The sequence below is a fragment of the Cupriavidus pinatubonensis genome, from assembly GCF_019602855.1.
GTDB lineage: Bacteria > Pseudomonadota > Gammaproteobacteria > Burkholderiales > Burkholderiaceae > Cupriavidus > Cupriavidus pinatubonensis.
Window position 1 is genome coordinate 126,968 of record NZ_CP080767.1, and the last position, 25,418, is coordinate 152,385.

Below are 25,418 nucleotides of genomic sequence, written 5' to 3' on the forward strand. Positions count from 1 at the left end.
CTGCGGCCGGATCAGCCTGCGCGCAACAGCGGCAGCAGCGCGTCATTGGCCGGCAGCGGCATCGTGGCCGCCGCAATGCCGCGCAGCACCGCCAGAAATTCCCTGCGCACCGTGGCCAGCCAGGGTGCCTCGGCGCAGCCGGCCAGGTAGAACAAGCTCACGTTGCCCCAGGCCGGAAAGCCGTGCGGCACCTCGGTGATATACGCCGCGCTGGCACCGTCGATCCACGGGACGTTGAACTTCAGCACCGGCGTCAGTCCGCCGCGCGAGCGCCACAGCGCCAGCTGCCCGTTCCAGGACGGCGCCACCGTCAGCCGCACGCCGCCCGTGGTATTCGCCAGGTAGCGCCGCACGGCGCTGTCGTGATCGGCGTCGTCGCTGAGCAGCGTCCAGTGTTCTCGGGGATCGTGGTCCTCGTTTCCGGTTTCCGCCAGCGGCAGGCCGATCAGGCAGCGCTGCGCCATCAGCATGTGCTCGGCCGCGATGCCGTCCAGCGATACCACGCCGTCGACCGTGACCGCGCAATCGATCAGTCCCTTGCGCAGGGCCTGTCCCACCTGCCGGCCATTTTCGAGCACGCTCGAGACGATCTGGCGCTCGGGCAGGGCCGCCGACAGCCGCGCCAGGACCTGCGTCAGGGCCGGATCGCCAAGCGCCATCGACAACCCGATGCGCATGGTCTGCCGCGGTCCGGTTTCCCGTGGCGCCTGCCGGTTGTGTTCGATCAGGCCGTGCCAGCTTTGCAGCATGCCGGATGCGGCTTTCTCCAGTTTCAGCCCGCGCGCCGTGGGAACCAGGTTGCCCCGACGCTCCAGGAACAGCTCGTCGCCGGTGACTTCGCGCAGCTTGCGGATCGCATACACGACCGTGGGCGCGCGCATGCCGAGTGCCGCAGCGGCGTTGCCGATGCTGCCGTGGCGCATGACGTGGAGAAAAACGTCGAGCGCCTTGAAATCAATGTGACGCAATATCGAACCCCCCAACGATTATGTTGCCGCGTGCCTGAATGAAATTGCCGCCCGGCCTTGGGCGGGCCATATCTGGTGGTTTCCATACTTTGCGGAAGCACCGATATGCGAAATGGGATCCCTTCGACAAACGGGAATGACTCACCCTTTCGGGGTAGGAGCACTGCGGTAAGTGCCTCGCCGGGTCGGGAGGCGTGATTATCTTATCGTATATTTCAAAGCCTTACAAAATGACTAGATTAAATCGTCTAATGTTTGAAAGGGTGAACATTGATAATCGGCGCCAATTACCACATCGACCAATGTAGGTGATTTATTTTTTCTTTTTCGTGATTTCAAAAGTTTCGTTGAAATGCCGCTTACCCATGCTGCAGGCGGCACTCCGAAGAGTATGGGCCGACAGATCGAGGCCTATGTAGTAACCCGCTACTACCGCGTCGGCCGATATGTTCTGTAGCATCTTGCGCCCTGGCCAGTAGCGGCCGACTGCGGGCACGTATTTACTGCCGATCCCTGCGTGGCTACACGAGAATTGTGTCGGCGCGTTTTTCTGACGGATTAAGCGTGCGCGCGGATGGGGCGCGCGAAAATGACGGGCACCAATGAAAAAGCCCCATCGAATCGACGGGGCTTTCAGGTCAGCGAGGAAGGTTTCGCGGCTTATGCCGGCTGCTCGCCGCCAGCTTGCAGGCGCGCATTCAGTTCCTTGCGGTAGCGGTTCAGGTCCTGCACCGTCTCGAAGGTGCGTTCGAACAGCAGCGACATATTGTGCAGGATCCGTTCGATGACCTTCTTCTCCCAGCCTTCGTCGAAGCGGATCTGTTCGTCCAGCCACTTCTCGAGCCAGTCCGGATCCGGCAGTCGCGACTGCACCGTGTCGTTCGGGAACAGCGCCTTGTTGACGTGCAGGTTGGTCGGGTGCAGCGGCTTCTCGGTGCGGCGCGCCGACGCCATCAGCACGCCGATCTTGGCAAACGCGGAGCGCGCGTTGTCGCCGAACTGCGACAGATACTTCTTCATGTAGCGCAGGTAGGCGCCGCCATGGCGCGCTTCGTCCTGCGACAGCGTGCGGTAGATATGCTTGATGACCGGTTCCGAGTGCCATTCTGCCGCACGGCGGTACCAGTGGTTCAGGCGGATTTCGCCGCAGAAGTGCAGCATCAGCGTTTCGAGCGGCGGAGCCGGGTCGAACTCGAAGCGCACGGCGTGCAGCTCTTCCTCGGTCGGCACCAGGTCCGGGCGAAAGCGGCGCAGGTACTCCATCAGTACGAGCGAATGCTTCTGCTCTTCAAAGAACCAGATGCTCATGAAGGCCGAAAAGTCGGAGTCGTGGCGGTTGTCGCGCAGGAACATCTCCGTTGCCGGCAGGGCCGACCATTCCGTGATGGCGTTCATGCGGATGGTCTTGGCCTGGTCGTCCGTCAGCAGGCTGGCGTCGAAGGTGTCCCAGGGGATGTCCTTGTCCATGTGCCAGCGGACCGCTTCCAACGATTTGAACAGTTCGGGGTAGAGCATGGTAAGCCTTTGAAATTACGGGCGGATTCTACCAGATGCGAATTATTCTCTATTCCCTTTTTTAGGGCGGATCGCCGCAAATGCAACGACTATCTCTACGGTTCGTGCGGATTCGAAGTCATTTTTGGGCGATTAACGGCGTTGACATACAGTAATGTGTCAGTGGCGGCGCTTGGGCAGTTCGCCGGCGGCCTGCAGAACGGGTTCCTGCACGGCCAGCGCGGCGGGTCCGGACCCCGGGGAGGGCCGCGAAGAAGTGCCGGGAATGATGCCGTAGAGGAAGGCAGCCAGCTCGTCGGCCTGTGCGGCGGCATCGCGCTCGCCAAGCGCGATCAGGGACTGCGTGAACTCGGGCTCGAACAGCAGGTAACTCGCAAAAGCGGCGCCGCGTGCCTCCGTGCCGCCCAGCGGGGTCAGCAGTGCTCGCACCGTGCGCGGCAATTGCTGCAGGTGATCGGCGGCAATGGCCTCGATCGGCTCGCTCGGCGAAATCGTCATGACCTGCACGGGGCGCCAGCCTTCTGCGTCGCCCGCCAGTTCCGGCATGCGCGCGAGCAGCCGGTTGATATGGAGCAGGCGCTCGAGGTCAGCGGAAAGCCCGTCCAGGAAGATGCTGGCGAGCGCCTGTCCGCCCACCTGCGCCAGCGACGGATAGCCACCCGCGGGCACGGTATCGAACCACCCCGGACGCTGCCGCGACGCCGAGCCGATGGCCAGGACGCGCGAAGCCCCAAGATGGATCGCCGGCGACAGCGGCGACATCTGGCGCATGGTGCCGTCGCCAAACCACTCGTGGTGGCCGTCGAGTTCCAGCGCCATGGCCGGGAACAGGAACGGGATGGAGGCCGAGGCCAGCAGGTGGTCCACCGTGATCTGCGCCGGGACGGCGATGCGCTGGCTGCGGTGCCATGGATGGATGCGCCGGTGCGACTGGTAGAACGTCACATGCCTGCCAGTGCTGTACGACAGCGCGGTGACCGCGAAGGCCTGAAGCACGCCGGCGTCGAGGCTAGCCTGGATGCGGTGACCTTCGAACAGCTCGTCCAGCATGCTGCCCAGCGGCGCGTTGTCGAGCAGGGCGCGCGGCGCACGCCGGTGGGTGACCCAGCCGAACGCCAGTGCGGACAGCCACCGCGCTCCTGACACGCCCGCGCGCAGCACGTCGGTGCGATAGACGTCGTCGGTGTGGATGCCGTGCCAGAGTGCCGACAGGCTGTCCGCGGCGGCCTGGAAGTTCGCCGCCTGGATGGCCAGTCCCGCACCGTTGATCGCGCCCGCCGACGTACCGGCCACGATGCCGAACGGGATCGGGTCATGGCCGCGCCCATGCTGTGCCGCAATGCGGGCCACGCCGCTCAGCACGCCGGCCTGGTAGGCCGCGCGCGCGCCGCCGCCCATCATGATCAGCGCGGTGGCATTGCGCGTCACGCTGCCGTGGCGCGCCTGGACGTGTGCAGCTTCGTGGCTGGGGAAACTGTCTCTGTGCATGCGGTTTGTTGGGGGGGCGAGCGACCCGATGCAGGCAGGCTTATTCCTCGCCGCCGTCCGGAGTGCCGGGAGCGCCGTTGGACTTGGCTGCCTTGGCGGCGTCCGCCGGTTTCTTGCGGGCGGCAGTGCTCTTGGGTGCGGCCTTCGTGGCGCCCTTGGCCGGGCTCTTGGCGGCGGCGCCGTTCCTCGGCGCCGGTTCACCTGCGGTCTTGCCCGCGGTGGCCGTCTTGGCCGCCGGCTTTGCAGCCGTGGCAGATGCGTCTGGCGCATGGGCGGCAAAGCCGCCCATGCCGAACGGCGCCATGCTGGCCGCGGCGGCGCCGCTCGCGATCTGGTTGAACTGCTGTTGCAGCATGTCCCACCATAGCGACGCATTGGGCGGCAAGGCGGACTCCGCGGCCTGGCTGGCAGCTTCCGCCTGCGCACCGGGTGCCGGCGCGTCTTCCGCAGGCGCGGCCTGCTGTGCCGGCTTCTCGTCGGCGGCAGGGCGTGGCGGCGGCGAGGCGCTCGGCGCGTTGGCGGTGCGGGCCACGTTTTCCATGGCGCTTTGCATGGCTTCCGGCGAAAGCGCATTGCCGAAGGTCTGCAGCGCGACCAGCGTGGCGCGCTGTACCTCCAGGCCCTGGATGGTGGTATGCAGCAGGTTGGTGTTCAGTTGCAGCCAGCCTTCCACCGCCTTCAGGTCATGAATGCGCTTGTCGAGGTCTTCCAGGTTCATGGGCGGCGTCATGGCCGCCTGCAGGCCGGGCATCAGGCTGCCGGGCAAGCCCGCGCCGGTGCCCCAGAGCTTGCTCATGAGCTCGAAGCCGTTGGTGAAATCGGGAATCTGTCCGAACATGTCGCGCGCTCCGTGGTAGAGGCAGCCGGGCAGGCAAGGGGCGCCGCGGTCTGTCTCCATCCGATCTGGTTGGACTACTTGAACTGAGGCGGCCGCTTCTGGCGCAGGCTCGCCATGCCTTCGTGCACGTCGGGGCCGGCAAAGCCCATGAATTCGAGCGCCAGCGAGGAATCGAAAGCGGGACCGGCCATGCGCAGCCAGTTGTTGAGAGCGTACTTGGTCCAGCGGATCGCCGTCTGCGAACCAGCCGCCAGCCGGTTGGCCACCTCGAACGCGCGCCCGACCAGTTCTTCCTCTTCCACCGCCAGCGAGACCAGGCCGATCCGCTCGGCTTCCTCGCCGCTGACCGACTCGCACAGCATCAGATAGTACTTGGCCTTGGCCATTCCGCACAGCAGGGGCCACACGATCGCCGCATGGTCGCCCGCGGCCACGCCCAGGCGCGTGTGCCCGTCGACGATGCGCGCGGTCTTCGCCGCGATCGAGATATCGGCAAGCAGCCCGGCCACGAGGCCTGCGCCGACGGCCGGCCCGTGCATGGCCGAGACCACCGGCTTGTCGCAGTTGATGACGTTGTAGACGAGGTCGCGCGCCTCGTGCCACACGCGCGTGCGCGTCTCGAAATCATTGGCCATGTCTTCGACGAGCGACAGGTCGCCACCGGCGGAAAAGCCCTTGCCCTCGCCGCGGATCAGCGCCACGCGCACGTCGGGGTCGGCCGATACATCGCGCCAGATTTCGGCGAGCTCGCGGTGCATATTGGCATCCGCGGTGGCCAGCTTCTGGTTGGCGGACTGCGCCGCGCCCATGACGATTTCCAGGATCGGGCCATGCTGGCGCAGCGTGAGTGCGCGATAGCGTTCGTAGCGGGAAGACAGCGGTGTAGGCGCAGGAGTCGGTGTGGTCATGGCAGGCCTGTGGAATGGAAAAAGGGCCGTGCCGGGTGCATGGAACAATTCACCAACCGGCCGGTCGGTAAATTATATGCACATCCGGCACGGCCCTGTCTGGCCGTGCGCTCGACCGTCAGGGTTGCGCGACGAGCTGGTCGATTGCGCCGAACACCGAATGGCCCTGCGCGTCGAACATCTCGATCTTCACCGCATCGCCAAACTTCATGAACTCGGTCGACGGCTTGCCGTTTTCGATGGTCTCGATCATGCGCTTCTCGGCGATGCAGGCGTAGCCCTTCTTGCGGTCGACATTCGAAATCGTGCCCGAACCGACGATGCTGCCCGCGCGCACATTGCGCGTCTTGCAGATATGCGCGATGAGCTGGCCGAAATCGAACACCATGTCGGTGCCGCAATCGGGCTGGCCCACTTTCTTGCTGTTCCAGTGCACGGTCATCGGCAGGTGCACCTTGCGCTCGCGCCACGCGTCGCCGAGTTCGTCGGGCGTGACGGCAACCGGCGAGAACGCCGTGGCCGGCTTGCTCTGGAAGAAGCCGAAGCCCTTGCCAAGTTCGGCCGGGATCAGGTTGCGCAGCGACACGTCGTTGGCCAGCATCACGAGCCGGATGCCTTCGGCAGCCTGCTCGGGCGTGGCGCCCATCTTCACGTCGCCGGTAATGACGGCGACCTCGGCCTCGAAGTCGATGCCGAAGGTTTCGCTCGCGCACACGATGTCGTCGTAGGGGCCGAGGAAATCGTCGGAGCCGCCCTGGTACATCAGCGGATCGGTCCAGAATTCGGGCGGCATCTCGGCACCGCGCGCCTTGCGCACGAGCTCGACGTGATTCACGTAGGCCGAGCCATCGGCCCATTGGTACGCGCGCGGCAGCGGCGCCATGCAGTGCTTCGGATCGAACGCGAACGGGTGGCGCGCGCGGCCCGCGTTGAGGGCGTCATACAGGTCCTGGAGCTGCGGCGCATAGAAGGCCCAGTCGTCCAGCACGGTCTGCAGCCTGCCGGCGATCTCGGCGGCGTAATGGGCGATCTTCAGGTCGCGCGAGACGACCACCAGCTGGCCGTCGCGCGAGCCATCCTTGAGGGTGGCGAGTTTCATGTTGGATAGAGGCTTGATCTGTCGATGCGTGCGGTGCCGGATTTCCGGATTTCCCGGCGACCACACGTGGCGGCCGTTAGTCTACCGTGATGCCTTTCGCCTTGATGAGCTTGCCCCAGCGCTCGGCTTCGGCGTGCGCATACTGCGCGAACTCTTCGGGCGTGCTCGACACCGGTTCCACGCCCACGCCTTCCATGCGCTTCTGCACATCGGGGCTCTTGAGCGCCTTGACGAGTTCAGCGTTGAGCCGCGTCACGATCGGCTTCGGCGTGCCGGCCGGCGCCACCACGCCTTGCCACGCGTAGGCCTCGAAGCCCGCGACACCGCCCTCGGCGACGGTCGGCACATTGGGCAACATGGCCAGGCGCTTCGGCGTTGCCACGCCGAGCGCGCGCAGCTTGCCGGCGGTCACGTTCTGCTGGCCCGATGCCAGGTCCACGAACATCAGGTCCACCTGGCCGGCGAGCAGGTCCTGCACGGCCGGCGCGGCGCCCTTGTAGGGCACGTGCGTCATCTTGATGTGGGTCTGGTCCATGAACAGCTCCATGGCCAGGTGGTGCGGGCTGCCCGGGCCCGGCGACGCAAAATTGACCTTGCCGGGATTCTTCTGCGCGTACTCGATGACTTCCTTGAGCGTCTTAGCCGGGAAATTCGGCGTGGCCACCAGCACCAGCGGGAAGCGCGCGATCATGCCGACGTGCACGAAGTCCTTGTCGGCGTTGTAGGGCAGCTTCTTGTACAGCGACGGATTCGCGGCCAGCGTAGCTGTGTCAGCGGTCAGTATGGTGTAGCCGTCCGGCTTGGCGTGCGCCACCGCGTCGGCGCCGACGATGGTCGCCGCGCCAGGACGGTTGTCGATCACCAGCTGCTTGCCGAGCGCAGGGGTAATGGCCTGACCCAGCGTACGCGCGACCACGTCGGTACCGCCGCCTGCCGGATAGGGCACCACCCAGCGGATCGGCTGCGACGGCCATGCGTCGGCCGCGCTCGCAGTCGCGGCGGCGCCCACGGCCAGCGTGGCGGTAGCGGCAAGGACGGCCAGGGAACGTGAGGCGGCGCGCAGCGTGGCGCGCGCGGGGCGGAAGGGCATCATCGGTTGTCTCCGTCTGGGTATTCGCAGCCCGGCCTTGTCATGCGGCACCGCGGTCCATGCCGACCAGTGGGCGCCCCGGGTCTGTCGGCAAAGTCTACTCACCGTTTAAAAATTGGTAAATCGATTTCGCTATAGTAAATTTACGTAAGGTTTTTGCCGGATCCCCTGTGCTGCCGGCGCTGAATACCCCACAATTCTGCCGTATCCCCCAATTTTTTCCATTCACGCCCCCAATGCTCGCCGCGCATGACCGAACTTGAGGAAGACGACGCCAAGCTGCGCTCCGGTATCCAGTCCATCGAGGTAGGGTTCAAGCTGCTGCAGGCGTTGGCCGCCTCGCCGCGCGCGATGATGCTGCGCGACCTCGCCGCCGCGGCGGAGATGAATCCGGCCAAGGCCCATCGCTACCTGGTCAGCTTCCTGCGCCTCGGCGCGGTGGCGCAAGACCCGGTGAGCGGGCGCTATGATCTCGGGCCGTTCGCGCTGCAGCTCGGGCTGGCCGGCCTGAACCGGCTGGATCCGGTCAAGAAGGCGCGGCCGATCCTGTCGCAGTTGCGTGACGAGATCGACCTGACCGCGGGCATCGCGGTGTGGGGCAACCACGGGCCCACCATCGTGCACTGGGAGGAATCGAGCCACCCGGTCACGGTCAGCCTGCGGCTCGGCGACGTGATGCCGATGCTCAACTCCGCCACCGGCCGCCTCTACGGCGCGTACCTGTCGCGCAAGCAGACGCTGCCGCTGATCGAGCGCGAGCTGGCCGCGCGCGGCCAGGACGACGTGCCCGACATCCCGGCCAGCCTGTCCGAATACGATGCGATCTGCGCCGATGTGCGCACACACGGCGCGGCGCGTACGCGCGGCGGCGTGCTGCCGGGCATCAACGCGTTCTCGATGCCGGTGTTCGACGCCAACGGCCATCTGGCGATGGGTTTGATCGTGCTCGGCGCGCAAAGCATATTCGATGCAGAATGGAACGGTACGGTCGATCGCCGCGTGCGAGAGATCGCCAAACAGCTTTCATCGGAACTCGGCTACCTTGGCGCCGCCCAAACGGCCGGACGGAACGGCCCCCTCTGATTCTCGCGCCAGAACCGGCGCCGATCCGCGCGTTTGGCGGCGGCGGCGCTGGATCCTCGTCATCTTGCTGGTGCTGCTCGTGCACATGCTGGCCGTGATCGGCTTCCTGCGCATGCCCGGCCCGCTGATCCCGCTCGATGTCAGTGAAACACCGGCGCTCGAAGCGGTGCTGTTGCCGCCGCCGCGGCCGGCGCGCCCGCCGCCCGCGGTGCCTCATCCCACGCCAAAGCCGCGTCCTGCCGCGCCTCAGCCCGTCCCCAAGGCCGTGGAAACACCGCCCGAGCCGCCTGCGCCGCCTGTAGCGACATCCGAAGGTGGTACCACCGAAACCGTCACCGGTCCTGGCGGCAACGGCGCCGGCGCAGCCGCTGCGCCGTCCCCGGCTCCGGCTCCTGCTGGACCGGCCGGTCCGCCCGCACAGGAAGGCGAAAAATACGTTCCGCCGCCTTCGGCCACCATGCACTACGCGAGCTTCGTCAACGGCGTGCAGAACCCGGACGGTCTGATCCGCTGGGAGCAGGACGGCAAGCACTATCGCCTGGCGGTCGAGACGCGCGTGCTGTGGTTCCGCTTCGCCTTCCAGAGCAGCGGTGTCATGACCGAGACGGGCCTCGTCCCCGAACGCTACGAGGAAAACCGGCGCGGCAAATCCGAAGCCGCACGCTTCGACCAGTCCGCCGGCACGGTCGCGTTCGCGCGGGGCACACAGGCGCAGCTGTCGCCGGGTGCCCAGGACCGGTTCAGCGTGTTCCTGCAACTGGTGGGGCGCGTCCGTGGCAATCCTCAGCGCTATGCGGCGCCGGGCGTCACCGAGGCGTTCCAGGTCGCCGACACGCGGGACATGCAACCGATGCAAGTGCAGTATGTTGGAGAGGAAGAGATCGATACCGGCCGCGGCATGGTGCGTGCCAAGCACTTTGTGCGGCTGCAACGGCACGCGGGCGACAAGCGTCGCGTGGAAATCTGGCTAGCGCAGTCGCTCGGGTGGATGCCAGTGCGGCTGCGCCAGACCGAGCCGGATGGCACGCAGATCGACCTCGTCTATCGCAGCACCGAAGGCCAGTAACGGCGCGCGGCGCCGCCCGCGCCGAACCGTCAGCCATTCAAGGAGCTCCGCCATGACCGCCAGCACCGCAGCCAACACATCCGGAGAGACGCATCGCATCCACGCCGATGGCGCCGACCTGCACGTCCGCGTGGATGGCGCCGACGGCCCGTGGGTCATCCTTGCGCACGCACTCGGCGCCAACCATACGCTGTGGGATGCCACGGCGCGCCATCTTTCGTCGCGCTATCGCGTCGTGCGCCCGGACATGCGCGGCCATGGCAACAGCGATGCACCGGTCGGGCCCTACACGATGGTGCGGCTGGCCGACGATGTCGCCGCCATCATGGACGCGCTGCAGATACCGCAGGCGCATTTCTGCGGCATCTCGGTGGGCGGCATGATCGGCGAGACGCTGGGCGTGCGCCATGCCGAACGGCTGCTATCGCTGACGCTCGCGGCCACCATCAGCCGCACGCCGCTGGAAGCGCATCCGATGTGGCACAACCGCATCGGGCAAGTCGAAGCGCATGGCATGTCGGGCCTTGCGGATGCCACGCTGGAGCGCTGGCTGACCGAGCCATTCCGCAACGCGCATCCCGACGAAGTCGCGCGCATCCGCGCGATGCTGCTGGCCACGCCGGTACGCGGCTATGTCGGCGTAGGGCAGGCCATCATGGCGTTCGACATGGCAAGCGCCCTGGGCCGCATCCATTGCCCGACGCTGGTCGTAGCGGGCGAACATGACCAGGGTGCGACAGTCGCCATGGCGAAGTCCATCGCCTCGGCGATTCCTGGGTCTCGGCTGGAAGTCTTGCCTGCGGCGCATCTGGTGTCGGTCGAACAGGCGGATCGCTTCCATGCCGCGCTGGATACGTTCCTCGGTCACGCTGCCTGCGGCGGCCAATGCGACGTTCCGTAAGGCACAACACACTGGTGTCCAAACCTCAAGAAACTTGTTGGTGTTGCCGTTGCCCAACTTATAAAGGCAGAAAACGTTGTATCCGTACGGCGGCTCGCACGCAAAACTTGAAATTGCCGTGGCCGCCCCTAGCTTGGAGATAACCACGCCGCGCCCCGCTCAACGGCAACAATGAAAAAGGCCGGCCGCCCCAACCATGACGCAAGGAGGTGTGCCATGCAAATGATCTACAACAGCGACAACTACTGCATCGTTGAGTTTGGCGCAGATGTCGAGCAAGCGCCTCTTGAATTCGGTGGCTATGAAATCGTCGACAAGAACATGAAGCGGGAGATTTTTCTTGGCGGGAAGCTGGCTGAGAATTTCCGTGCCGACGTGCAGAGGCTGATCGAAAGCGAGCCGTCAGTGGAAGAAGTTGACGATTTTCTCGGGAAGTTCGATACGGTGATGACGCATCCGCTGGTGATGCATTGAGCGTGTCAGCCCTCGAATGAACGCCCGCGGTATCGCGGGCGTTGTCATTTCTGGCCGCTTCGTTCGATGCCGGGGCGCTCAATACTGCTCCCACGGCAATCCCTCGAACCTCCACCCATTCACCGTATTCCGGTGCCGCTCCGCATCCAGATCACCTTCAAATCCATGCAGCACGTTATAAACACTCGAAAACCCGGCCCCCTCTAAAGCGCGAGCCGCAGCCGTAGACCGATTGCCGCTGCGGCAGATCAACAGCACAGGTCGCGCCGAAGCCTGCCCGGCAAGCTTCTTCACAACCTGCACGAAATGCGGATTCACTTCCCAATCGGGCCCGTCATTCCAGGGCACGTTGTGTGCGCCTTTGGGGTGTCCGACGAACAGGTATTCCATCTCGCTGCGGCAATCGATGAACAATGCCTCGGGCGATTGCTGCAACAGGGCCTGGGCGTCGGCGGGGCTGAGGTGTTCCATGGCGGTGCGGAGGCAGCCGGCGCCAGCGCCGGCAAATGGTGATCGTTACGCCTCTCAGTGTAGGCGCCCAGACCGTATGCAGGCAACCCGCCACACCCGCAAGGCCTTGATGCACCTGATAAAATCGCCGTCTTGACTATCCGTCCCGCCTTCTAACAGTCCCCGCCATGAGTGCCCCTGAACAACCCTCCGTGCGTCCCTATACACGGGCTGCCAATCTGCCCCGGCTGCTGCGCGAGCGCATCCTGATCCTGGACGGCGCCATGGGCACCATGATCCAGCGCTACAAACTGACCGAAGCCGACTATCGCGGCGAGCGCTTCGCGGAACACAAGGTCGACGTGAAGGGCAACAACGAATTGCTGCTGCTCACGCGTCCGCAGGTCATCAGCGAAATTCACGAGCAGTACCTCGCCGCCGGCGCGGACATCATCGAGACCAATACCTTCGGCGCCACAAGTGTGGCGCAGGAGGACTACAAGATGGCCGAGCTCGCGTACGAGATGAATGTCGAAGCCGCGAAGCTCGCGCGCGCGGCCTGCGACAAGTACAGCACGCCTGACAAGCCGCGCTTCGTGGCCGGCGCGTTCGGCCCCACGCCGAAGACAGCCAGCATCTCGCCCGACGTGAATGATCCGGGCGCGCGCAATATCACGTTCGAGGAACTGCGCGAGTCCTACTACGAGCAGGGCAAGGGCTTGCTCGATGGCGGCGCCGATGTGTTCCTCGTGGAAACGATCTTCGACACGCTCAACGCCAAGGCGTGCCTGTTCGCGATCGATCAGCTCTTCGAAGACACCGGCGAGCGCCTGCCCGTGATGATCTCCGGCACCGTGACCGATGCGTCGGGCCGCATTCTCTCGGGCCAGACCGTCGAAGCGTTCTGGAACAGCCTGCGCCATGTGAAGCCCGTCACGTTCGGCCTGAACTGCGCGCTGGGCGCGACGCTGATGCGTCCATACATCGCCGAACTGGCGAAGGTCTGCGACGTGGCGATTTCTTGCTACCCGAACGCGGGCCTCCCGAATCCGATGAGCGAAACCGGCTTCGACGAGACGCCGGAAGTCACTTCGTCGCTGGTCGACGAATTCGCCGCCTCGGGGCTGGTGAACCTGGTGGGCGGCTGCTGCGGCACCACGCCTGAACACATTGCCGCCATCGCCGAGCGCATGGCGAAGCGGAACCCGCGCACGTGGCCGGGCCAGTACAGCGAAGCCGCCTGAGCCAGCGAGACAACAAGACATGAGCACGAACCAACTGCCCCCGCGCCCGATGCGCCTGTCCGGCCTGGAGCCGTTCACGATCGACGACGACACGCTGTTCGTCAACGTCGGCGAACGCACCAACGTCACAGGCTCGAAGGCCTTCGCCCGCATGATCCTGAACGGCCAGTTCGACGAGGCGCTGGCGGTCGCACGCCAGCAGGTCGAGAACGGCGCGCAGATCATCGACATCAACATGGACGAGGCGATGCTCGATTCGAAAGCGGCGATGGTCCGCTTCCTGAATCTGATCGCCTCCGAGCCGGACATCGCGCGCGTGCCGATCATGATCGATTCTTCCAAGTGGGAAGTGATCGAGGCCGGCCTGCAGTGCGTGCAGGGCAAGCCCGTGGTGAACTCGATCTCGCTCAAGGAAGGCGAGGAACAGTTCCGCCACCATGCCGAGCTGATCCGCCGCTATGGCGCGGCCACCGTCGTGATGGCCTTCGACGAGAAAGGCCAGGCCGACACCTTCGAGCGCAAGACCGCGATCTGCAAGCGCAGCTATGACTTCCTCGTGAACGAAGTCGGCTTCCCGCCCGAGGACATCATCTTCGACCCGAACATCTTCGCGGTGGCGACGGGTATCGAGGAACACAACAACTACGCGGTCGACTTCATCGAAGCGACGCGCTGGATCAAGCAGAACCTGCCGTATGCGAAGGTGAGCGGCGGCGTGTCGAACGTGTCGTTCTCGTTCCGCGGCAATGACCTGGTGCGCGAGGCGATCCACACCGTGTTCCTGTTCCACGCCATCGAGGCGGGCATGGACATGGGCATCGTCAATGCGGGCCAGCTCGGCGTGTACGACCAGCTTGATCCCGAACTGCGCGAGCGCGTGGAAGACGTGGTGCTGAACCGCCGCGACGACGCCACCGATCGCCTGCTGGAGATCGCCGACAAGTTCAAGGGCGGCGGCGCCAAGAAGGAAGAGAACCTGGCCTGGCGCGGCACGCCCGAGCAGCCGGTGCCGGTGGCAAAGCGCCTCGCGCACGCGCTGGTGCACGGCATCACCAATTTCATCGTCGACGATACCGAGGAGGCGCGCCAGGAAATCGCCGCGCGCGGCGGCCGTCCGATCGAGGTGATCGAAGGCCCGCTGATGGATGGCATGAACGTTGTCGGCGACCTGTTCGGCGCCGGCAAGATGTTCCTGCCGCAGGTGGTCAAGAGCGCGCGCGTGATGAAGCAGGCGGTGGCACACTTGCTGCCGTTCATCGAGGAAGAGAAGCGCCTGCTGGCCCAGGCCGGCGGCGACGTGCGCTCGCGTGGCAAGATCGTGATCGCCACCGTGAAGGGCGACGTGCACGACATCGGCAAGAACATCGTGTCGGTGGTGCTCCAGTGCAACAACTTCGAAGTGGTCAACATGGGCGTGATGGTCCCATGCAACGAGATCCTGGCCAAGGCCAAGGTCGAGGGCGCGGACATCGTCGGCCTGTCGGGCCTGATCACGCCGTCGCTCGAGGAAATGGCCTACGTGGCCTCCGAGATGCAGCGTGACGACTACTTCCGCGTGAAGAAGATTCCGCTGCTGATCGGCGGCGCGACCACGTCGCGCGTGCATACGGCGGTGAAGATCGCGCCGAACTACGAAGGCCCGGTGGTGTACGTGCCGGACGCTTCGCGTTCGGTCAGTGTGGCGTCGAGCCTGTTGTCGGACGAAGGCGCCGCGAAGTACCTGGACGACCTGAAGACCGACTACGAACGCATCCGCGTCCAGCACGCGGGCAAGAAGGCCACGCCGATGGTGACGCTGGCCCAGGCGCGCGCGAACAAGACGCCGATCGACTGGAGCGGTTACGTGCCGCCGAAGCCGAAGTTCATCGGCCGGCGCGTGTTCCGCAACTACGATCTCGCGGAACTGGCCAACTTCATCGACTGGGGCCCGTTCTTTCAGACATGGGACCTGGCAGGCAAATTCCCGGACATCCTCAACGACGAGATCGTCGGCGAGTCCGCGCGCCGCGTGTTCTCGGACGGCAAGGCCATGCTGTCGCGCCTGATCCAGGGCCGCTGGCTGACCGCCAACGGCGTGATGGCACTGCTGCCGGCCAATACGGTGAACGATGATGACATCGAGATCTATACCGACGAGACGCGCAGCAAGGTCGCGCTGACGTGGCACAACGTGCGCCAGCAGAGCGAGCGCCCGGTGGTCGACGGCGTGCGTCGCCCGAACCGCTGCCTGTCCGATTTCATCGCGCCGAAATCGTCGGGCGTTGCGGACTACATCGGCCTGTTCGCGGTCACGGCCGGCATCGGCGTGGACAAGAAGGAAGCGCAGTTCGAGGCCGATCACGACGACTACAGCGCGATCATGCTCAAGGCGCTGGCGGACCGCTTCGCCGAGGCCTTCGCCGAATGCCTGCATCAGCGCGTGCGGACCGACCTTTGGGGCTATGACGCGGCCGAGCACCTGAGCAACGACGAACTGATCGCCGAAAAGTACCGCGGCATCCGCCCGGCTCCGGGCTATCCGGCGTGCCCCGAGCACACCGTCAAGGGTCCGATGTTCGCGTACCTCGATTGCGCCGAGATCGGCATGGGCATCACCGAAGCCCTCGCCATGACGCCGGCCGCATCGGTCAGCGGCTTCTACCTGTCGCATCCGGACTCGACCTACTTCACGATCGGCAAGATCGGCCAGGACCAGGTCGATGACATGGCGGCCCGCCGCCATGAAGACCGCAACGCCGTGGCGCGGGCGCTGGCCCCCAACCTGTAACCGCATGCGTCGCCGGGGCGCCGCTATCGCGCGGCGCCTGCTCTGGCGCAGGTCCTTGATGCGGCAGGGAAATTCGCCTTGCATCGCAGCATCGCCAAACCCCAGGCGCCGTTCGCGCCGCTTCACAACTCCTTACACTGCATTGCAATCACTCACAGACCGGGGACGGGCGCACCCCTAGACTGGCTCCAAGTTCACGTGAACAACAGCGTGGATGCCGCAGCGAATACTTCGCAGCGGATCACCCTGAAAGGAGCCTTTCCATGAAGAAACTGCTGATCTCCCTGTCCGCCCTGTCGATCGCTGCTGCTTCGTCGCTGGCCATGGCGCAAGGTACGGGCACTACCGCCGGCAACGCGGGTGTCAAGGCCGATGTCGGCGCCGCCGTGAATGCGCCGGCTCCGGTCGGGGGCACCAGCGCGGGCGTAGGCGCATCGACTTCGCTGGACAAGAGCGCGGCGGCGACGCCTGCAACGCCGGCCACTCCCGCCACCCCGGCAGAGCCTGCGAAGGCAGACGCCGGAAAGGCCAAGAGCAAGCACAGCGCAAAGTCGCACAAGAAGGACAAGGCCGACGCGACCCTGGGCGCAAACGCGGGTGCCGACGCGGGCGCCAAGGCCCAGTAAGCCGGGGCCGGCGCGGCCGGCCTCAGCCGCCCCGGGCCCGGACTGGCCCCACGCGGTTTAACGCACTGCAGCAACCTGCAAAGCGGGACGGACCTCCAGCCGTCCCGCTTTGCTTTTGTGGTACGGATTGGGCATGTGCACGGGAAGGGGCGGTGTCTATGCCGCTTTTCCCGTCCCCGATCACCCGTCCCCTGCTGCGGCACTGCGGCAGCGCGTCCATGTCAGCCTGACACCGACAGTCCGCGGCGCCTTGCGGCACTACAATGCTTACACGGCAAGCGGTTCCGCCTGCACCCGAATCTATTAGGCGAAAGCCCCACCAGTGGAGCCCATGATGATCCGCGTCCTGATCGCCGATGATCACGAGATTGTTCGCGCAGGGCTGCGCCAGTTTCTTGCTGACGAACCCGATATCCAGGTCACCGGCGAGGCCGGCAGCGGCGACGAAGTCATGGCGCAATTGCGCGACGGCGAATTCGACGTGCTGGTGCTCGACATCTCGATGCCCGAGCGCAACGGCATCGATGTGCTCAAACTGATCCGACAGCGCAAGCCTGACCTGCCTGTGCTGATTCTTTCGACTTATCCGGAAGACCAGTACGCGATCAACCTGATCCGCGCGGGCGCTTCGGGTTATCTCACCAAGGAAAGCGCGCCGGATGACTTGGTCAAGGCCATTCGCACCGTGGCCCAGGGCCGCCGCTATGTCAGCGCGGCTGTGGCGGACCTGCTGATCGGCGGGCTCGACAAGCCAACCGAACAGCCGGTGCACCAGATGCTGTCCGAGCGCGAGTTCCAGATCTTCTGCAAGCTGTCACGCGGCCAGTCGGTATCGGTGATCGCGGACGAACTCTTCCTGAGCGTGAAGACCGTCAGCACTTACCGTTCGCGCATCCTGGAGAAAATGGGCATGAAAACCAACGCGGACCTGACCTACTACGCCATCAAGAACGGCCTGGTCGAATGACGGCCAGGAGATCCCGACGCGAACGCTGCATCACGCGCCGGGTGAACCGTCCCACTGAACGTTTTTGAAGAATGTCGGAGCAGGCTTCGAACTCCCCATACCGGGCACTGCGCGTACTGCTGATCGAGGATTCGGCAGTCCTGCGGGGCATGCTCCTCGAATACCTGAACGACTTCCCCTATGTGCAAAGCGTCGACTGGGCCGATACCGAGGCCATGGCGGTGCGCATGATCGCCGGTGACAAGCCGTATGACGTGGTCATCGTCGATCTGCAGCTACGGCAGGGCAATGGCGTCAACGTGCTGCGTGTCATGCAGCGGGAACACCTTCCCGGCCTGCGCATCGTCTATACGAACCACGCGCAGGTGTCCGTGTACCGCAACCAGTGCGCCGAAGCCGGGGCAGATTACTTCTTCGACAAATCGCTGGAGCTGGAGCAGGTGTTCCGCGTGATCGAGGAGCGGGCGGCCGCAGGTGCCTGACGCGCGCTTCTCCACACTCCCCGTATGTCCCGAATTACCGTATTTCAGTCTATTCCGGCTGCGTCTCGCCGATGGGTTCTTCCGCCGGTGCCAGGACCGATGCGGTGAGCGGGACTTCGACGCGGATGCTCACTCCGGTATTGGGCGACGACACGATCTCCATGCTGCCGCCCAGCGCTGTCACGCGCTGCTCCATGCCTAGCAGGCCATGGTGTCCTGCGGTGCTGCCGGCATCGAAATCGGGCGGCAGGCCCTTGCCATCGTCGTGAACGGTCAGCGTCAGCTGTTCGTCGGTGCAACCGACCGACAGCCGGATATGCGTGGCCTGCGAATACTTGCTGGCGTTGGTGAGTGACTCCTGGGCGATGCGGTAGAGCGCGATCGCGGCGTCGTCGCGCAGGCGTGGCAGTTCTTCCGGCACGCTGACTTCGGATTCCCAGTGGTTACGCCCGGCAACGTCCTCGACCAGCTGGAGCAGCGCGGCACGCAGGCCGAGGTTGAGCAGCACGGTCGGCCGCAGGTCTTCGATCAGGCGGCGCTTGATCTGGATGCCCTGGTCCACGTGAAGCATCACGCGCGACAGCTTTTCGGCGGCTTCCGGCTGGCTTTCCTGTACGCGCCGGCGCACCCAGTGCAAGTCCAGCTTGATGGCAGTCAGGATCGCGCCAAGTTCGTCGTGCAGCTCCCGCGCAAGCCTGGTCTTCTCGTCCTCGGTCACGCGCTGCAGGTGGCCTGCGAGCGCCGATAGCTGGCGTGTGCGCGCGCGCACCTTGCGATCGAGCCGCAGGCCTTCCTCCTCGGCCTGCGCGCGCGCTGATTCCGACATGGTCAGGCGCTTGGCATGGCCGAGTCCCACGGCGATCAGCAGCACGATATTGATGGCGGTCAGCAAGGCGATGCCATAGCGCGAAAGCTGCACGTCGCGCTCGGCGCCCTCCAGCCGGTGCGCGACGGTATCGGCTTCGCGCGCCTGCAGCCGGTCCAGGCCGCGGCGCGCGTTGTCCATGGTCTGCTTGCCGTAGTCGGTGCGCACCAGGTCCAGCGCCACCGCCAGGTCGCGCTTGCCGTACAGCAGCGTGAGCGCCATCTCATTGAGCTTGCTGCTGATCTGCTTGGAGGTCTCGCCAAACATCTGCAGCGCTTCGGGATCGGCCGCGTAGTCGGCGCGGATGTGCGCCATCAGCTCGTTGATGCGCGGCAGGGCCTGGTAATAGGGATCCAGGTAGCTGTCCTTGCCGGTCAGCAGGAAGCCGCGCTGGCCCGCCTCGGCATTGACCAGTTCGCCATTGAGCGCGGCCAGTTGCGTCTGCACGCGCTGCGAGCGGATGACCTCGTTGTAGCTTTCGCGCAGGCGTACGTTGCCGGTCTCTGACGCGACCAGCACGGCCAGGGTCAGCAGGATGCCGCCAGCGAGCAGCAGGGTATGTGGAAGGAAAGACTGCTTGAACATGAGGCAATTCCTCGGTGGGGCGCTTGCCGCCGGGGTGCGGCCATGGGATCACATCCTCACGGCGAGGTCAACCTTTGAAAGTGGCCGCGGCCACTTTCGGCATGCACGATTCGACGCTGCATGCGGTGCTCCGGGCGGGCACTGTAGGACTTGGCTGACAGCGGAATCGGCCCGCTGTCGGTGTCTGCGCCGGGGAGGGCTTCCTACGATGAGGCTATGAGCTTGTTCGTCACCGCGCAAGCCCTAACCGGCGATTCCGTCCGCCAGGCGGGCAGGTTTCGCCTCCTTCGGGAGTCCAGTCATGCTGCAATATGCACTCGTCTTTTTCGTTATCGCGCTGATTGCCGCGGTTTTCGGTTTTGGCGGTATTGCTGCCGGCGCCGTAGAGATCGCGAAAATCCTGTTCTTCATTTTCCTGATCGTGGCTTTGGTTACCGCCGTAATGGGTCTGGTCCGCAGACGGTGACGCTTAACGCGCCCTGACCTGTGCCCCACGACCTGAGGAGAGCCCATGCTGACGCAGAACCCCAAAGTCCGGAAGGAAATCACCCACCTCGCCGACAGCGCCGACAGCACCATTCGCCGGATCCGGCACGCCGCACGCGATACGCGCGACGCGGCAGGGCCCATCTCGGACGAGGTGAAATCGCTGATCTCGCAGCTCCAGCACACCATCGAAGTGCTGGCCAGCGAAGGATCGGAGCAAAGCCTGAACGCCGGGCGCCGCCTGCGCGCGCGGGCCAGTGAAATGACGGAGCGCTTGCGGGCGCAAGCCGAGGATGGCGTATCCCAGGTCCGCGAACGGATGGATGGAGCCGTCGTGCATGCCCAGCAGCGCGTAGCAGAGTCCCCGCTGAAAGCCGTGGGACTGGCAGCCGCGATCGGCGCGCTGATTGGGCTGATGCTGGCCACCCGCAATCACCGGGAGTAGCACGCTGCGGCCATCCGCGGGCAGGCGCGATGGCCGGCAACATTCCCCCCTTGTCCGGAAGACATCCACGATCCGGAAGCCCGACGCCGCCATGGCGGCGTCGGGCGCTTTTTTTTGTATGTGCAGCCATTACGGCGCTGCGACAAAACGCAGCACCGTCCTCAGAATTTCCTCACACGCCCCAGAGTACGTCCACGCCTTCGCGCTGCGAGGCGCGCAGCATGTCGAGGAACGGATAGGCGCGCTGGCCGAGGTGCAGCGGCTCCTCTTCCTCTTCGTCATGCTTGCCGTCGACGGCGGCTTCGGCGGGGTGAGTGCGCTTGGCGTCGGAAACCGCGGCTTCGAGTTTCTGGATCGCGCGCGGCAGTTCTTCCACTGTGATCACCCCTCGCTCTCCAAGATGCTTGCCGATGATGCCCATGAGCGTCACGGCCAGATCTCGCATCATGATCAGGTCCTGCGCGGCGTGGGATTTGAAGGTGATCAGCATGATGTTGTTTCCTTTCACGGACCTGCAGAAGGCGGGTTCCCCGGGGGAAGTCACCGCTCGGATTGTGGCTCTTGCGAGCCGCGCGCATGATGTCAGCATAGCACCTGATAAAATTCCGCGTTTCCGAATTCCATTGCCGGTCACGCGGCGCGGCGCGCACTTGCGCACCGCTTTCGGCGTTCCGCACGTGCTCTCTGCCGGCCATTGCCGGTTTGGCTGCGCGGGCCGACGCACCGCCTGCCCGACTACCGCCCAACAGGGCCTCGACACCCATGCTGCCTGTTCAGACCTCCAATCTTGCCGCTGCGTTCACTGATGCCGTGCGCGCGCTCGCGCCGGCCGATGCGGCCCTGCCCGCCGTGACATTCGAGCGGCCGAAGGCCGCCGCCCACGGCGACCTGGCATGCAACATCGCCATGCAGGTGGCGCGCGCGCTCAAGAGCAATCCGCGCGAACTGGCCCAGCGCATCGTGGCGATGGTGCAGGCCGATCCGCGCGCGGCCGAACTGGTCGCGGGCATGGAGATCGCCGGCCCGGGCTTCATCAACCTGCGCCTGACGCCGGCCGCCAAGGCGGACGTGTTGCGCGCGGTGCTGAGCGAGGGCGACGGCTACGGCGCCCAGGAGCGCGGCATGCACGGCAACGTGCTGGTCGAATTCGTCTCGGCCAACCCGACCGGCCCGCTGCACGTCGGCCATGGCCGTCAGGCGGCGCTCGGCGACGCGCTGGCCAATCTGCTGTCGTGGCAGGGCTATGACGTGCACCGCGAGTTCTACTACAACGACGCCGGCGTGCAGATCCAGAACCTGGCCGTGTCGGTGCAGGCGCGCGCGCGGGGCTTCAAGCCCGGCGATGCCAACTGGCCGGAAGCCGCCTACAACGGCGACTACATCGGCGACATCGCCGCCGACTTCCTGGCCGGCAAGACCGTGAGCGCGTCCGATGGCGAGCCGGTGACCGCGTCGGGCAACCCAGAGGATCTCGACTCGATCCGCAAATTCGCGGTGACCTACCTGCGCAACGAGCAGGACATTGACCTGCAGGCCTTCGGCGTCAAGTTCGACCACTACTACCTGGAATCATCGCTGTACACCGACGGCCGCGTCGAAGCCGCGGTGCAGGGTCTGGTCGGCAAGGGCAAGACCTACGAGAGCGAAGGCGCGCTGTGGCTGCGCACCACCGACGACGGCGACGACAAGGACCGGGTCATGAAGAAGACCGACGGTACCTACACGTACTTCGTGCCGGACGTGGCCTACCACACCACCAAGTGGGAGCGCGGCTTCACCAAGGTCATTAACGTACAGGGCAGCGACCACCACGGCACCATCGCGCGCGTGCGCGCCGGGCTGCAGGGGCTCGACATCGGCATCCCCAAGGGCTACCCCGACTACGTGCTGCACAAGATGGTCACCGTGATGAAGAACGGCGAGGAGGTGAAGATCTCCAAGCGTGCCGGCTCGTATGTGACCGTGCGCGACCTGATCGAGTGGTCAAACGGCGGCGATGAAACCATTCGCGGCTGCCTGGACGCAGGCGTGGCCGACTGGCCCGAGCACTTCACGCGCGGGCGCGATGCCGTGCGCTTCTTCCTGCTGTCGCGCAAGGCTGACACGGAGTTCGTGTTCGACGTGGACCTCGCGCTCAAGCAGAACGACGAGAACCCGGTGTACTACGTGCAGTACGCCCACGCGCGCATCTGCTCGATCTTCGAATCGTGGGGCGGCGCCGACTGGGAAAGCCGCCTGGCCGAACTGGCCGGCACCGACCTGGCCGCCGTCACCGGTGCCGACGCGAGCCCGCAGGCACTGGCGCTGGGCCAGCGCCTGGCCGAGTTCCCCGAGATGCTGGCCGCCGCTGCGGGCGAACTGGCGCCGCACGCCGTTGCGTTCTACCTGCGCGACCTGGCCGGCGATTTCCACGCGTTCTACAACGCCGACCGCGTGCTGGTCGATGACGAAGCCGTCAAGCGTGCCCGCCTGGCACTGCTGGCCGCCACGCGCCAGGTGCTGCGCAATGGCCTGGCGGTGATCGGCGTCTCGGCGCCGCGCCGCATGTAAGTACGGAAGTCAAGGCACCGGCGTGCGATCGGGCCGGCTGGCGGGGCAGTGTTGCTCCGCAATGTGGCCGGCGCCGCCGCGGGCGGCGCTGGCACTATAATCTCCCGGCAACACCTAAGAGGACTTATGCAACAGCAACGCAAGCGCGACGCGCGCAGTGCCCGCCGCAGCCAGCAGCGCGGGGGAACGTTCCTGGGCCTGGTGCTCGGGCTGATCGTCGGCCTGGCCATTGCCGTGGTGGTCGCCCTGTATATCACCAAGTCGCCGGCGCCGTTCCAGCAGAAGAATGCGCCGCCCCGGCCCAGCGAACCCGGCAACGTAACCAGCAACCTGCCGAGCCCCACGCAATCGCAGTCTCAGCAGGAAGGCCCGACCGACCCGAACAAGCCGCTGTGGAGCAAGACGCCGGCCAAGCCGGTTGGCCAGCCCGCGCCTGAAGCGCAGCCGCAGCAACAGCCGCCCGTGGCCACCGCGCCGGAGAACCGCAACGGCAATGGCAATAGCAACGGAAACGGCAACGGTGACCGCCAGCCGCCCGTGGCGGTCGCGCGCCCCGCGGAAAAGCCCGCCGAGAAGCCGGTTGAAAAGCCTGCCGACAGGACAGTTGCGAACAACAAGCCGGCCGAGAAGCCGGTGTCGGATCCGATTGCCGAGATTGCCCAGGCAGATGCCAACAAGGTGGGCTACCTGCTGCAGGTCGGTGCGTTCCGCTCGTCGGACGACGCCGATCGCCAGAAGGCCAACCTGGCGATGCAGGGTTTCGAAGCCAGGATCACCGACCGTGACGTCAACGGCGTCAAGATGTACCGCGTCCGCATCGGCCCCTATGCCCGCATCGAGGACATGAACAAGGCGCGCGACCGGCTGCAGTCGGCCGGATTCGATGCCTCCGTGATCCGCTTCACCAAGCAGTAACGCGCTGTAACCACGAGGCTGGCGGCCCCGCTGAACCGGATGCCGCCGCCGCTGTCATACGCTCATCGCCCAAACCTCGCCCAAACCGGAAGGCCGTTCCAAGATGAAGAAACTTGCCGCACTGATTGCTACGTTCGCCGCTGTCGGCAGCCTGTTGATGACTGCCCCCGCCCACGCGGCGCCCACCGAAGGCAAGGAATACCAGGTGCTGAAGGCGCCGCAGCCTGTGCCGGCGGGCAAGATCGAAGTCACCGAGTTCTTCTGGTACGGCTGCCCGCACTGCTTCGATTTCGAGCCCGAACTCGAAGCGTGGGTCAAGAAGCAGGGCAAGGACGTGGTCTTCAAGCGGGTGCCCGTGGCCTTCCGCGACGACCTGCTGCCGCACACGAAGATCTTCTATGCGCTGGAGTCCATCGGCAAGCTGGACGCCATGCATGCCAAGGTCTTCAACGCGATCCACGTCGACCGCAAGCGCATGCTGGACCCGAATGAGATCGCCGATTTCATGGCCAAGAACGGCATCGACCGCAAGGCGTTCCTCGATGCCTATAACTCGTTCTCGGTGACGACCAACGCGCAGCGTGCGAACAAGATTGCCGACGCGTACAAGGTCGACGGCGTGCCGACCGTGGTGGTCCAGGGCAAGTACGTGACTTCGCCGTCCATTGCTGGCACCAAGACCGGTGCAATCCAGGCCATGGATTACCTGGTGACCCAGGTCCGCGACAAGAAGCTCTGAACGCGATTTCCCGAAGGCCGGTACGATGTCGTACCGGCCTTTTTTTATTTGAGCTTCCGGTAGACCGATGCGCCCCCTGAAAGTCTTCCTCACCGGCGCCTCCAGCGGCCTGGGCCAGGCGCTGGCGCGCGAATATGCGCAGCAAGGCGCCATCCTCGGGCTCGTCGCGCGGCGTGAAGATGCCCTGCGCGACCTTGCCCAAAGCCTGCCCAATCCTGGCGCCGTGCACGTCTATGCCGCCGATGTGCGCGATGCCGACGCCATGCAGCGGGCCGCGCAGGACTTCCTGGACCGCTACGGCGTGCCCGACGTGGTCATCGCCAACGCCGGCGTGTCGGTCGGCACGGTGGCCAGCGAGCGCGAGGACCTCGAAGCGTTCCGCATGGTCATGGATACCAACTGGTTCGGCGTGCTGACCACCTTCCAGCCCTTCCTGCAGCCCATGCGCGACCGGGACCCCGGTGTCGGCGGCTGGCGCGGCACGCTGGTCGGCATTGCCAGCGTGGCCGGTGTGCGCGGGCTGCCGGGCGGTGGTGCGTACAGCGCGTCCAAGTCCGCGGTGATCAAGCTGCTGGAAAGCCTGCGGCTGGAAGAGCGCCGCCATGGCATCCGCGTGGTGACCATCGCGCCCGGCTATATCCGTACGCCGATGACGGCGCACAACCCGTACCGCATGCCGTTCCTGACCGATGCCGACGTTTTTGCGCGCAAGGCCGTCAAGGCGATCGGCGCCGGCAGCCGCTTCAAGGTGATCCCCTGGCAGATGGGCATGGTCGCGTCGCTGATGCACCTGATGCCACGCTGGCTTTACGATGCGCTGGCGGCAAGCGCGCCGCGCAAGCCGCGCAACGGCGAAGGGGACTGACC

At 65.4% G+C, this 25,418-nt stretch carries 25 protein-coding genes; 15 read left to right on the top strand and 10 right to left on the bottom strand.

Annotation, left to right across the window (positions count from 1 at the left end; all coding sequences use genetic code 11):
* Positions 1-11: 11 nt before the first annotated feature.
* The 7 genes from K2O51_RS12980 to K2O51_RS13010 form a co-directional block, all read right to left on the bottom strand.
* Positions 12-968, bottom strand: coding sequence for a LysR family transcriptional regulator (locus K2O51_RS12980; RefSeq protein WP_140953223.1), 957 nt, complete (start codon positions 966-968; stop codon positions 12-14).
* A 660-nt stretch (positions 969-1,628) separates the two neighbouring features.
* Positions 1,629-2,483, bottom strand: a complete 855-nt coding sequence (locus K2O51_RS12985; RefSeq protein WP_011296297.1) for a ferritin family protein — start codon at positions 2,481-2,483, stop codon at positions 1,629-1,631.
* Between the two features lie 159 nt (positions 2,484-2,642).
* Positions 2,643-3,971, bottom strand: a complete 1,329-nt coding sequence (locus tag K2O51_RS12990) for a patatin-like phospholipase family protein (RefSeq protein WP_084791888.1) — start codon at positions 3,969-3,971, stop codon at positions 2,643-2,645.
* 40 nt (positions 3,972-4,011) lie between these two features.
* Positions 4,012-4,809, bottom strand: a complete 798-nt coding sequence (locus K2O51_RS12995) for a PhaM family polyhydroxyalkanoate granule multifunctional regulatory protein (protein ID WP_041679440.1) — start codon at positions 4,807-4,809, stop codon at positions 4,012-4,014.
* A gap of 74 nt (positions 4,810-4,883) precedes the next feature.
* Positions 4,884-5,717: an enoyl-CoA hydratase/isomerase family protein gene (locus K2O51_RS13000; RefSeq protein ID WP_011296300.1), complete on the bottom strand. Its 834-nt coding sequence runs from the start codon at positions 5,715-5,717 to the stop codon at positions 4,884-4,886.
* 118 nt (positions 5,718-5,835) lie between these two features.
* The gene (locus tag K2O51_RS13005; protein WP_011296301.1) at positions 5,836-6,816 is read right to left on the bottom strand and encodes a fumarylacetoacetate hydrolase family protein; all 981 of its coding nucleotides are present in this window, start codon (positions 6,814-6,816) and stop codon (positions 5,836-5,838) included.
* Between the two features lie 76 nt (positions 6,817-6,892).
* Positions 6,893-7,909, bottom strand: a complete 1,017-nt coding sequence (locus K2O51_RS13010; RefSeq protein ID WP_011296302.1) for a Bug family tripartite tricarboxylate transporter substrate binding protein — start codon at positions 7,907-7,909, stop codon at positions 6,893-6,895.
* A 246-nt stretch (positions 7,910-8,155) separates the two neighbouring features.
* Between K2O51_RS13010 and K2O51_RS13015 the strand changes: the two genes are divergently transcribed.
* The 4 genes from K2O51_RS13015 (at position 8,156) to K2O51_RS13030 (ending at position 11,430) form a co-directional block, all read left to right on the top strand.
* Entirely contained in the window at positions 8,156-8,989 is an 834-nt protein-coding gene (locus K2O51_RS13015; RefSeq protein WP_011296303.1) for an IclR family transcriptional regulator, read from the top strand.
* Between the two features lie 85 nt (positions 8,990-9,074).
* The gene (locus K2O51_RS13020) at positions 9,075-10,055 is read left to right on the top strand and encodes a DUF3108 domain-containing protein (protein WP_011296304.1); all 981 of its coding nucleotides are present in this window, start codon (positions 9,075-9,077) and stop codon (positions 10,053-10,055) included.
* 52 nt (positions 10,056-10,107) lie between these two features.
* Positions 10,108-10,956 (top strand): alpha/beta fold hydrolase, encoded by an 849-nt coding sequence (locus tag K2O51_RS13025; protein ID WP_011296305.1) that lies wholly within the window; start codon positions 10,108-10,110, stop codon positions 10,954-10,956.
* A gap of 216 nt (positions 10,957-11,172) precedes the next feature.
* The gene (locus tag K2O51_RS13030) at positions 11,173-11,430 is read left to right on the top strand and encodes a BTH_I0359 family protein (RefSeq protein WP_011296306.1); all 258 of its coding nucleotides are present in this window, start codon (positions 11,173-11,175) and stop codon (positions 11,428-11,430) included.
* A 78-nt stretch (positions 11,431-11,508) separates the two neighbouring features.
* On the opposite strand, the gene K2O51_RS13035 is transcribed toward K2O51_RS13030, so the two are convergent.
* Positions 11,509-11,901, bottom strand: coding sequence for a rhodanese-like domain-containing protein (locus tag K2O51_RS13035; protein ID WP_011296307.1), 393 nt, complete (start codon positions 11,899-11,901; stop codon positions 11,509-11,511).
* A 167-nt stretch (positions 11,902-12,068) separates the two neighbouring features.
* Between K2O51_RS13035 and K2O51_RS13040 the strand changes: the two genes are divergently transcribed.
* From K2O51_RS13040 to K2O51_RS13060, 5 genes are all read left to right on the top strand, one after another.
* Positions 12,069-13,124 (top strand): homocysteine S-methyltransferase family protein, encoded by a 1,056-nt coding sequence (locus K2O51_RS13040; protein ID WP_011296308.1) that lies wholly within the window; start codon positions 12,069-12,071, stop codon positions 13,122-13,124.
* 19 nt (positions 13,125-13,143) lie between these two features.
* Positions 13,144-15,891, top strand: coding sequence for a methionine synthase (gene metH, locus K2O51_RS13045; protein WP_220631204.1), 2,748 nt, complete (start codon positions 13,144-13,146; stop codon positions 15,889-15,891).
* A 263-nt stretch (positions 15,892-16,154) separates the two neighbouring features.
* Positions 16,155-16,517 carry a hypothetical protein gene (locus tag K2O51_RS13050; RefSeq protein ID WP_011296310.1) on the top strand — a complete coding sequence of 121 codons (363 nt, stop codon included), beginning with the start codon at positions 16,155-16,157 and terminating at the stop codon, positions 16,515-16,517.
* A gap of 334 nt (positions 16,518-16,851) precedes the next feature.
* A complete protein-coding gene (locus K2O51_RS13055; RefSeq protein WP_011296311.1) occupies positions 16,852-17,484 on the top strand; it encodes a response regulator in 633 nt (210 codons plus the stop codon).
* A gap of 71 nt (positions 17,485-17,555) precedes the next feature.
* A complete protein-coding gene (locus tag K2O51_RS13060) occupies positions 17,556-17,966 on the top strand; it encodes a response regulator (protein WP_011296312.1) in 411 nt (136 codons plus the stop codon).
* Between the two features lie 49 nt (positions 17,967-18,015).
* Here K2O51_RS13060 and K2O51_RS13065 read toward each other — a convergent pair whose 3' ends face one another.
* Positions 18,016-19,416 carry a CHASE3 domain-containing protein gene (locus K2O51_RS13065; protein WP_011296313.1) on the bottom strand — a complete coding sequence of 467 codons (1,401 nt, stop codon included), beginning with the start codon at positions 19,414-19,416 and terminating at the stop codon, positions 18,016-18,018.
* Positions 19,417-19,717: 301 nt separating this feature from the next.
* On the opposite strand from K2O51_RS13065, the gene K2O51_RS13070 reads away from it, so the two are divergent.
* Both K2O51_RS13070 and K2O51_RS13075 read left to right on the top strand, forming a co-directional pair.
* Positions 19,718-19,882 (top strand): DUF1328 domain-containing protein, encoded by a 165-nt coding sequence (locus K2O51_RS13070; RefSeq protein WP_011296314.1) that lies wholly within the window; start codon positions 19,718-19,720, stop codon positions 19,880-19,882.
* Between the two features lie 45 nt (positions 19,883-19,927).
* On the top strand, positions 19,928-20,347 hold the full coding sequence (locus K2O51_RS13075) for an ElaB/YgaM/YqjD family protein (protein WP_011296315.1): 420 nt from the start codon (positions 19,928-19,930) through the stop codon (positions 20,345-20,347).
* 172 nt (positions 20,348-20,519) lie between these two features.
* On the opposite strand, the gene K2O51_RS13080 is transcribed toward K2O51_RS13075, so the two are convergent.
* A complete protein-coding gene (locus K2O51_RS13080) occupies positions 20,520-20,837 on the bottom strand; it encodes a DUF1840 domain-containing protein (RefSeq protein WP_011296316.1) in 318 nt (105 codons plus the stop codon).
* Positions 20,838-21,109: 272 nt separating this feature from the next.
* On the opposite strand from K2O51_RS13080, the gene argS reads away from it, so the two are divergent.
* The 4 genes from argS (at position 21,110) to K2O51_RS13100 (ending at position 25,416) form a co-directional block, all read left to right on the top strand.
* Positions 21,110-22,897 (top strand): arginine--tRNA ligase, encoded by a 1,788-nt coding sequence (gene argS, locus K2O51_RS13085; protein WP_140953221.1) that lies wholly within the window; start codon positions 21,110-21,112, stop codon positions 22,895-22,897.
* Positions 22,898-23,023: 126 nt separating this feature from the next.
* The gene (locus tag K2O51_RS13090) at positions 23,024-23,812 is read left to right on the top strand and encodes an SPOR domain-containing protein (RefSeq protein WP_140953220.1); all 789 of its coding nucleotides are present in this window, start codon (positions 23,024-23,026) and stop codon (positions 23,810-23,812) included.
* A gap of 103 nt (positions 23,813-23,915) precedes the next feature.
* Entirely contained in the window at positions 23,916-24,551 is a 636-nt protein-coding gene (locus K2O51_RS13095) for a thiol:disulfide interchange protein DsbA/DsbL (protein WP_011296319.1), read from the top strand.
* A 67-nt stretch (positions 24,552-24,618) separates the two neighbouring features.
* Positions 24,619-25,416, top strand: coding sequence for an SDR family oxidoreductase (locus tag K2O51_RS13100; RefSeq protein WP_011296320.1), 798 nt, complete (start codon positions 24,619-24,621; stop codon positions 25,414-25,416).
* Positions 25,417-25,418: the final 2 nt, after the last annotated feature.

Excerpts from the sequence above, each read along its gene's own strand:
- K2O51_RS13015 (WP_011296303.1), top strand. The coding sequence starts at position 8,156 with ATGACCGAACTTGAGGAAGACGACGCCAAGCTGCGCTCCGGTATCCAG.
- K2O51_RS13050 (WP_011296310.1), top strand. The coding sequence starts at position 16,155 with ATGAAGAAACTGCTGATCTCCCTGTCCGCCCTGTCGATCGCTGCTGCT.
- argS (WP_140953221.1), top strand. The coding sequence starts at position 21,110 with ATGCTGCCTGTTCAGACCTCCAATCTTGCCGCTGCGTTCACTGATGCC.
- K2O51_RS13010 (WP_011296302.1), bottom strand. The coding sequence starts at position 7,909 with ATGATGCCCTTCCGCCCCGCGCGCGCCACGCTGCGCGCCGCCTCACGT.
- K2O51_RS13065 (WP_011296313.1), bottom strand. The coding sequence starts at position 19,416 with ATGTTCAAGCAGTCTTTCCTTCCACATACCCTGCTGCTCGCTGGCGGC.
- K2O51_RS13095 (WP_011296319.1), top strand. The coding sequence starts at position 23,916 with ATGAAGAAACTTGCCGCACTGATTGCTACGTTCGCCGCTGTCGGCAGC.
- K2O51_RS13090 (WP_140953220.1), top strand. The coding sequence starts at position 23,024 with ATGCAACAGCAACGCAAGCGCGACGCGCGCAGTGCCCGCCGCAGCCAG.
- K2O51_RS13060 (WP_011296312.1), top strand. The coding sequence starts at position 17,556 with ATGTCGGAGCAGGCTTCGAACTCCCCATACCGGGCACTGCGCGTACTG.
- K2O51_RS13080 (WP_011296316.1), bottom strand. The coding sequence starts at position 20,837 with ATGCTGATCACCTTCAAATCCCACGCCGCGCAGGACCTGATCATGATG.
- K2O51_RS12995 (WP_041679440.1), bottom strand. The coding sequence starts at position 4,809 with ATGTTCGGACAGATTCCCGATTTCACCAACGGCTTCGAGCTCATGAGC.
- K2O51_RS13055 (WP_011296311.1), top strand. The coding sequence starts at position 16,852 with ATGATCCGCGTCCTGATCGCCGATGATCACGAGATTGTTCGCGCAGGG.
- K2O51_RS13040 (WP_011296308.1), top strand. The coding sequence starts at position 12,069 with ATGAGTGCCCCTGAACAACCCTCCGTGCGTCCCTATACACGGGCTGCC.
- K2O51_RS13000 (WP_011296300.1), bottom strand. The coding sequence starts at position 5,717 with ATGACCACACCGACTCCTGCGCCTACACCGCTGTCTTCCCGCTACGAA.
- K2O51_RS13025 (WP_011296305.1), top strand. The coding sequence starts at position 10,108 with ATGACCGCCAGCACCGCAGCCAACACATCCGGAGAGACGCATCGCATC.
- K2O51_RS13100 (WP_011296320.1), top strand. The coding sequence starts at position 24,619 with ATGCGCCCCCTGAAAGTCTTCCTCACCGGCGCCTCCAGCGGCCTGGGC.
- K2O51_RS13035 (WP_011296307.1), bottom strand. The coding sequence starts at position 11,901 with ATGGAACACCTCAGCCCCGCCGACGCCCAGGCCCTGTTGCAGCAATCG.
- K2O51_RS12990 (WP_084791888.1), bottom strand. The coding sequence starts at position 3,971 with ATGCACAGAGACAGTTTCCCCAGCCACGAAGCTGCACACGTCCAGGCG.
- K2O51_RS13030 (WP_011296306.1), top strand. The coding sequence starts at position 11,173 with ATGCAAATGATCTACAACAGCGACAACTACTGCATCGTTGAGTTTGGC.
- K2O51_RS13075 (WP_011296315.1), top strand. The coding sequence starts at position 19,928 with ATGCTGACGCAGAACCCCAAAGTCCGGAAGGAAATCACCCACCTCGCC.
- K2O51_RS12985 (WP_011296297.1), bottom strand. The coding sequence starts at position 2,483 with ATGCTCTACCCCGAACTGTTCAAATCGTTGGAAGCGGTCCGCTGGCAC.
- K2O51_RS13005 (WP_011296301.1), bottom strand. The coding sequence starts at position 6,816 with ATGAAACTCGCCACCCTCAAGGATGGCTCGCGCGACGGCCAGCTGGTG.
- K2O51_RS13070 (WP_011296314.1), top strand. The coding sequence starts at position 19,718 with ATGCTGCAATATGCACTCGTCTTTTTCGTTATCGCGCTGATTGCCGCG.
- K2O51_RS13020 (WP_011296304.1), top strand. The coding sequence starts at position 9,075 with ATGCTGGCCGTGATCGGCTTCCTGCGCATGCCCGGCCCGCTGATCCCG.
- metH (WP_220631204.1), top strand. The coding sequence starts at position 13,144 with ATGAGCACGAACCAACTGCCCCCGCGCCCGATGCGCCTGTCCGGCCTG.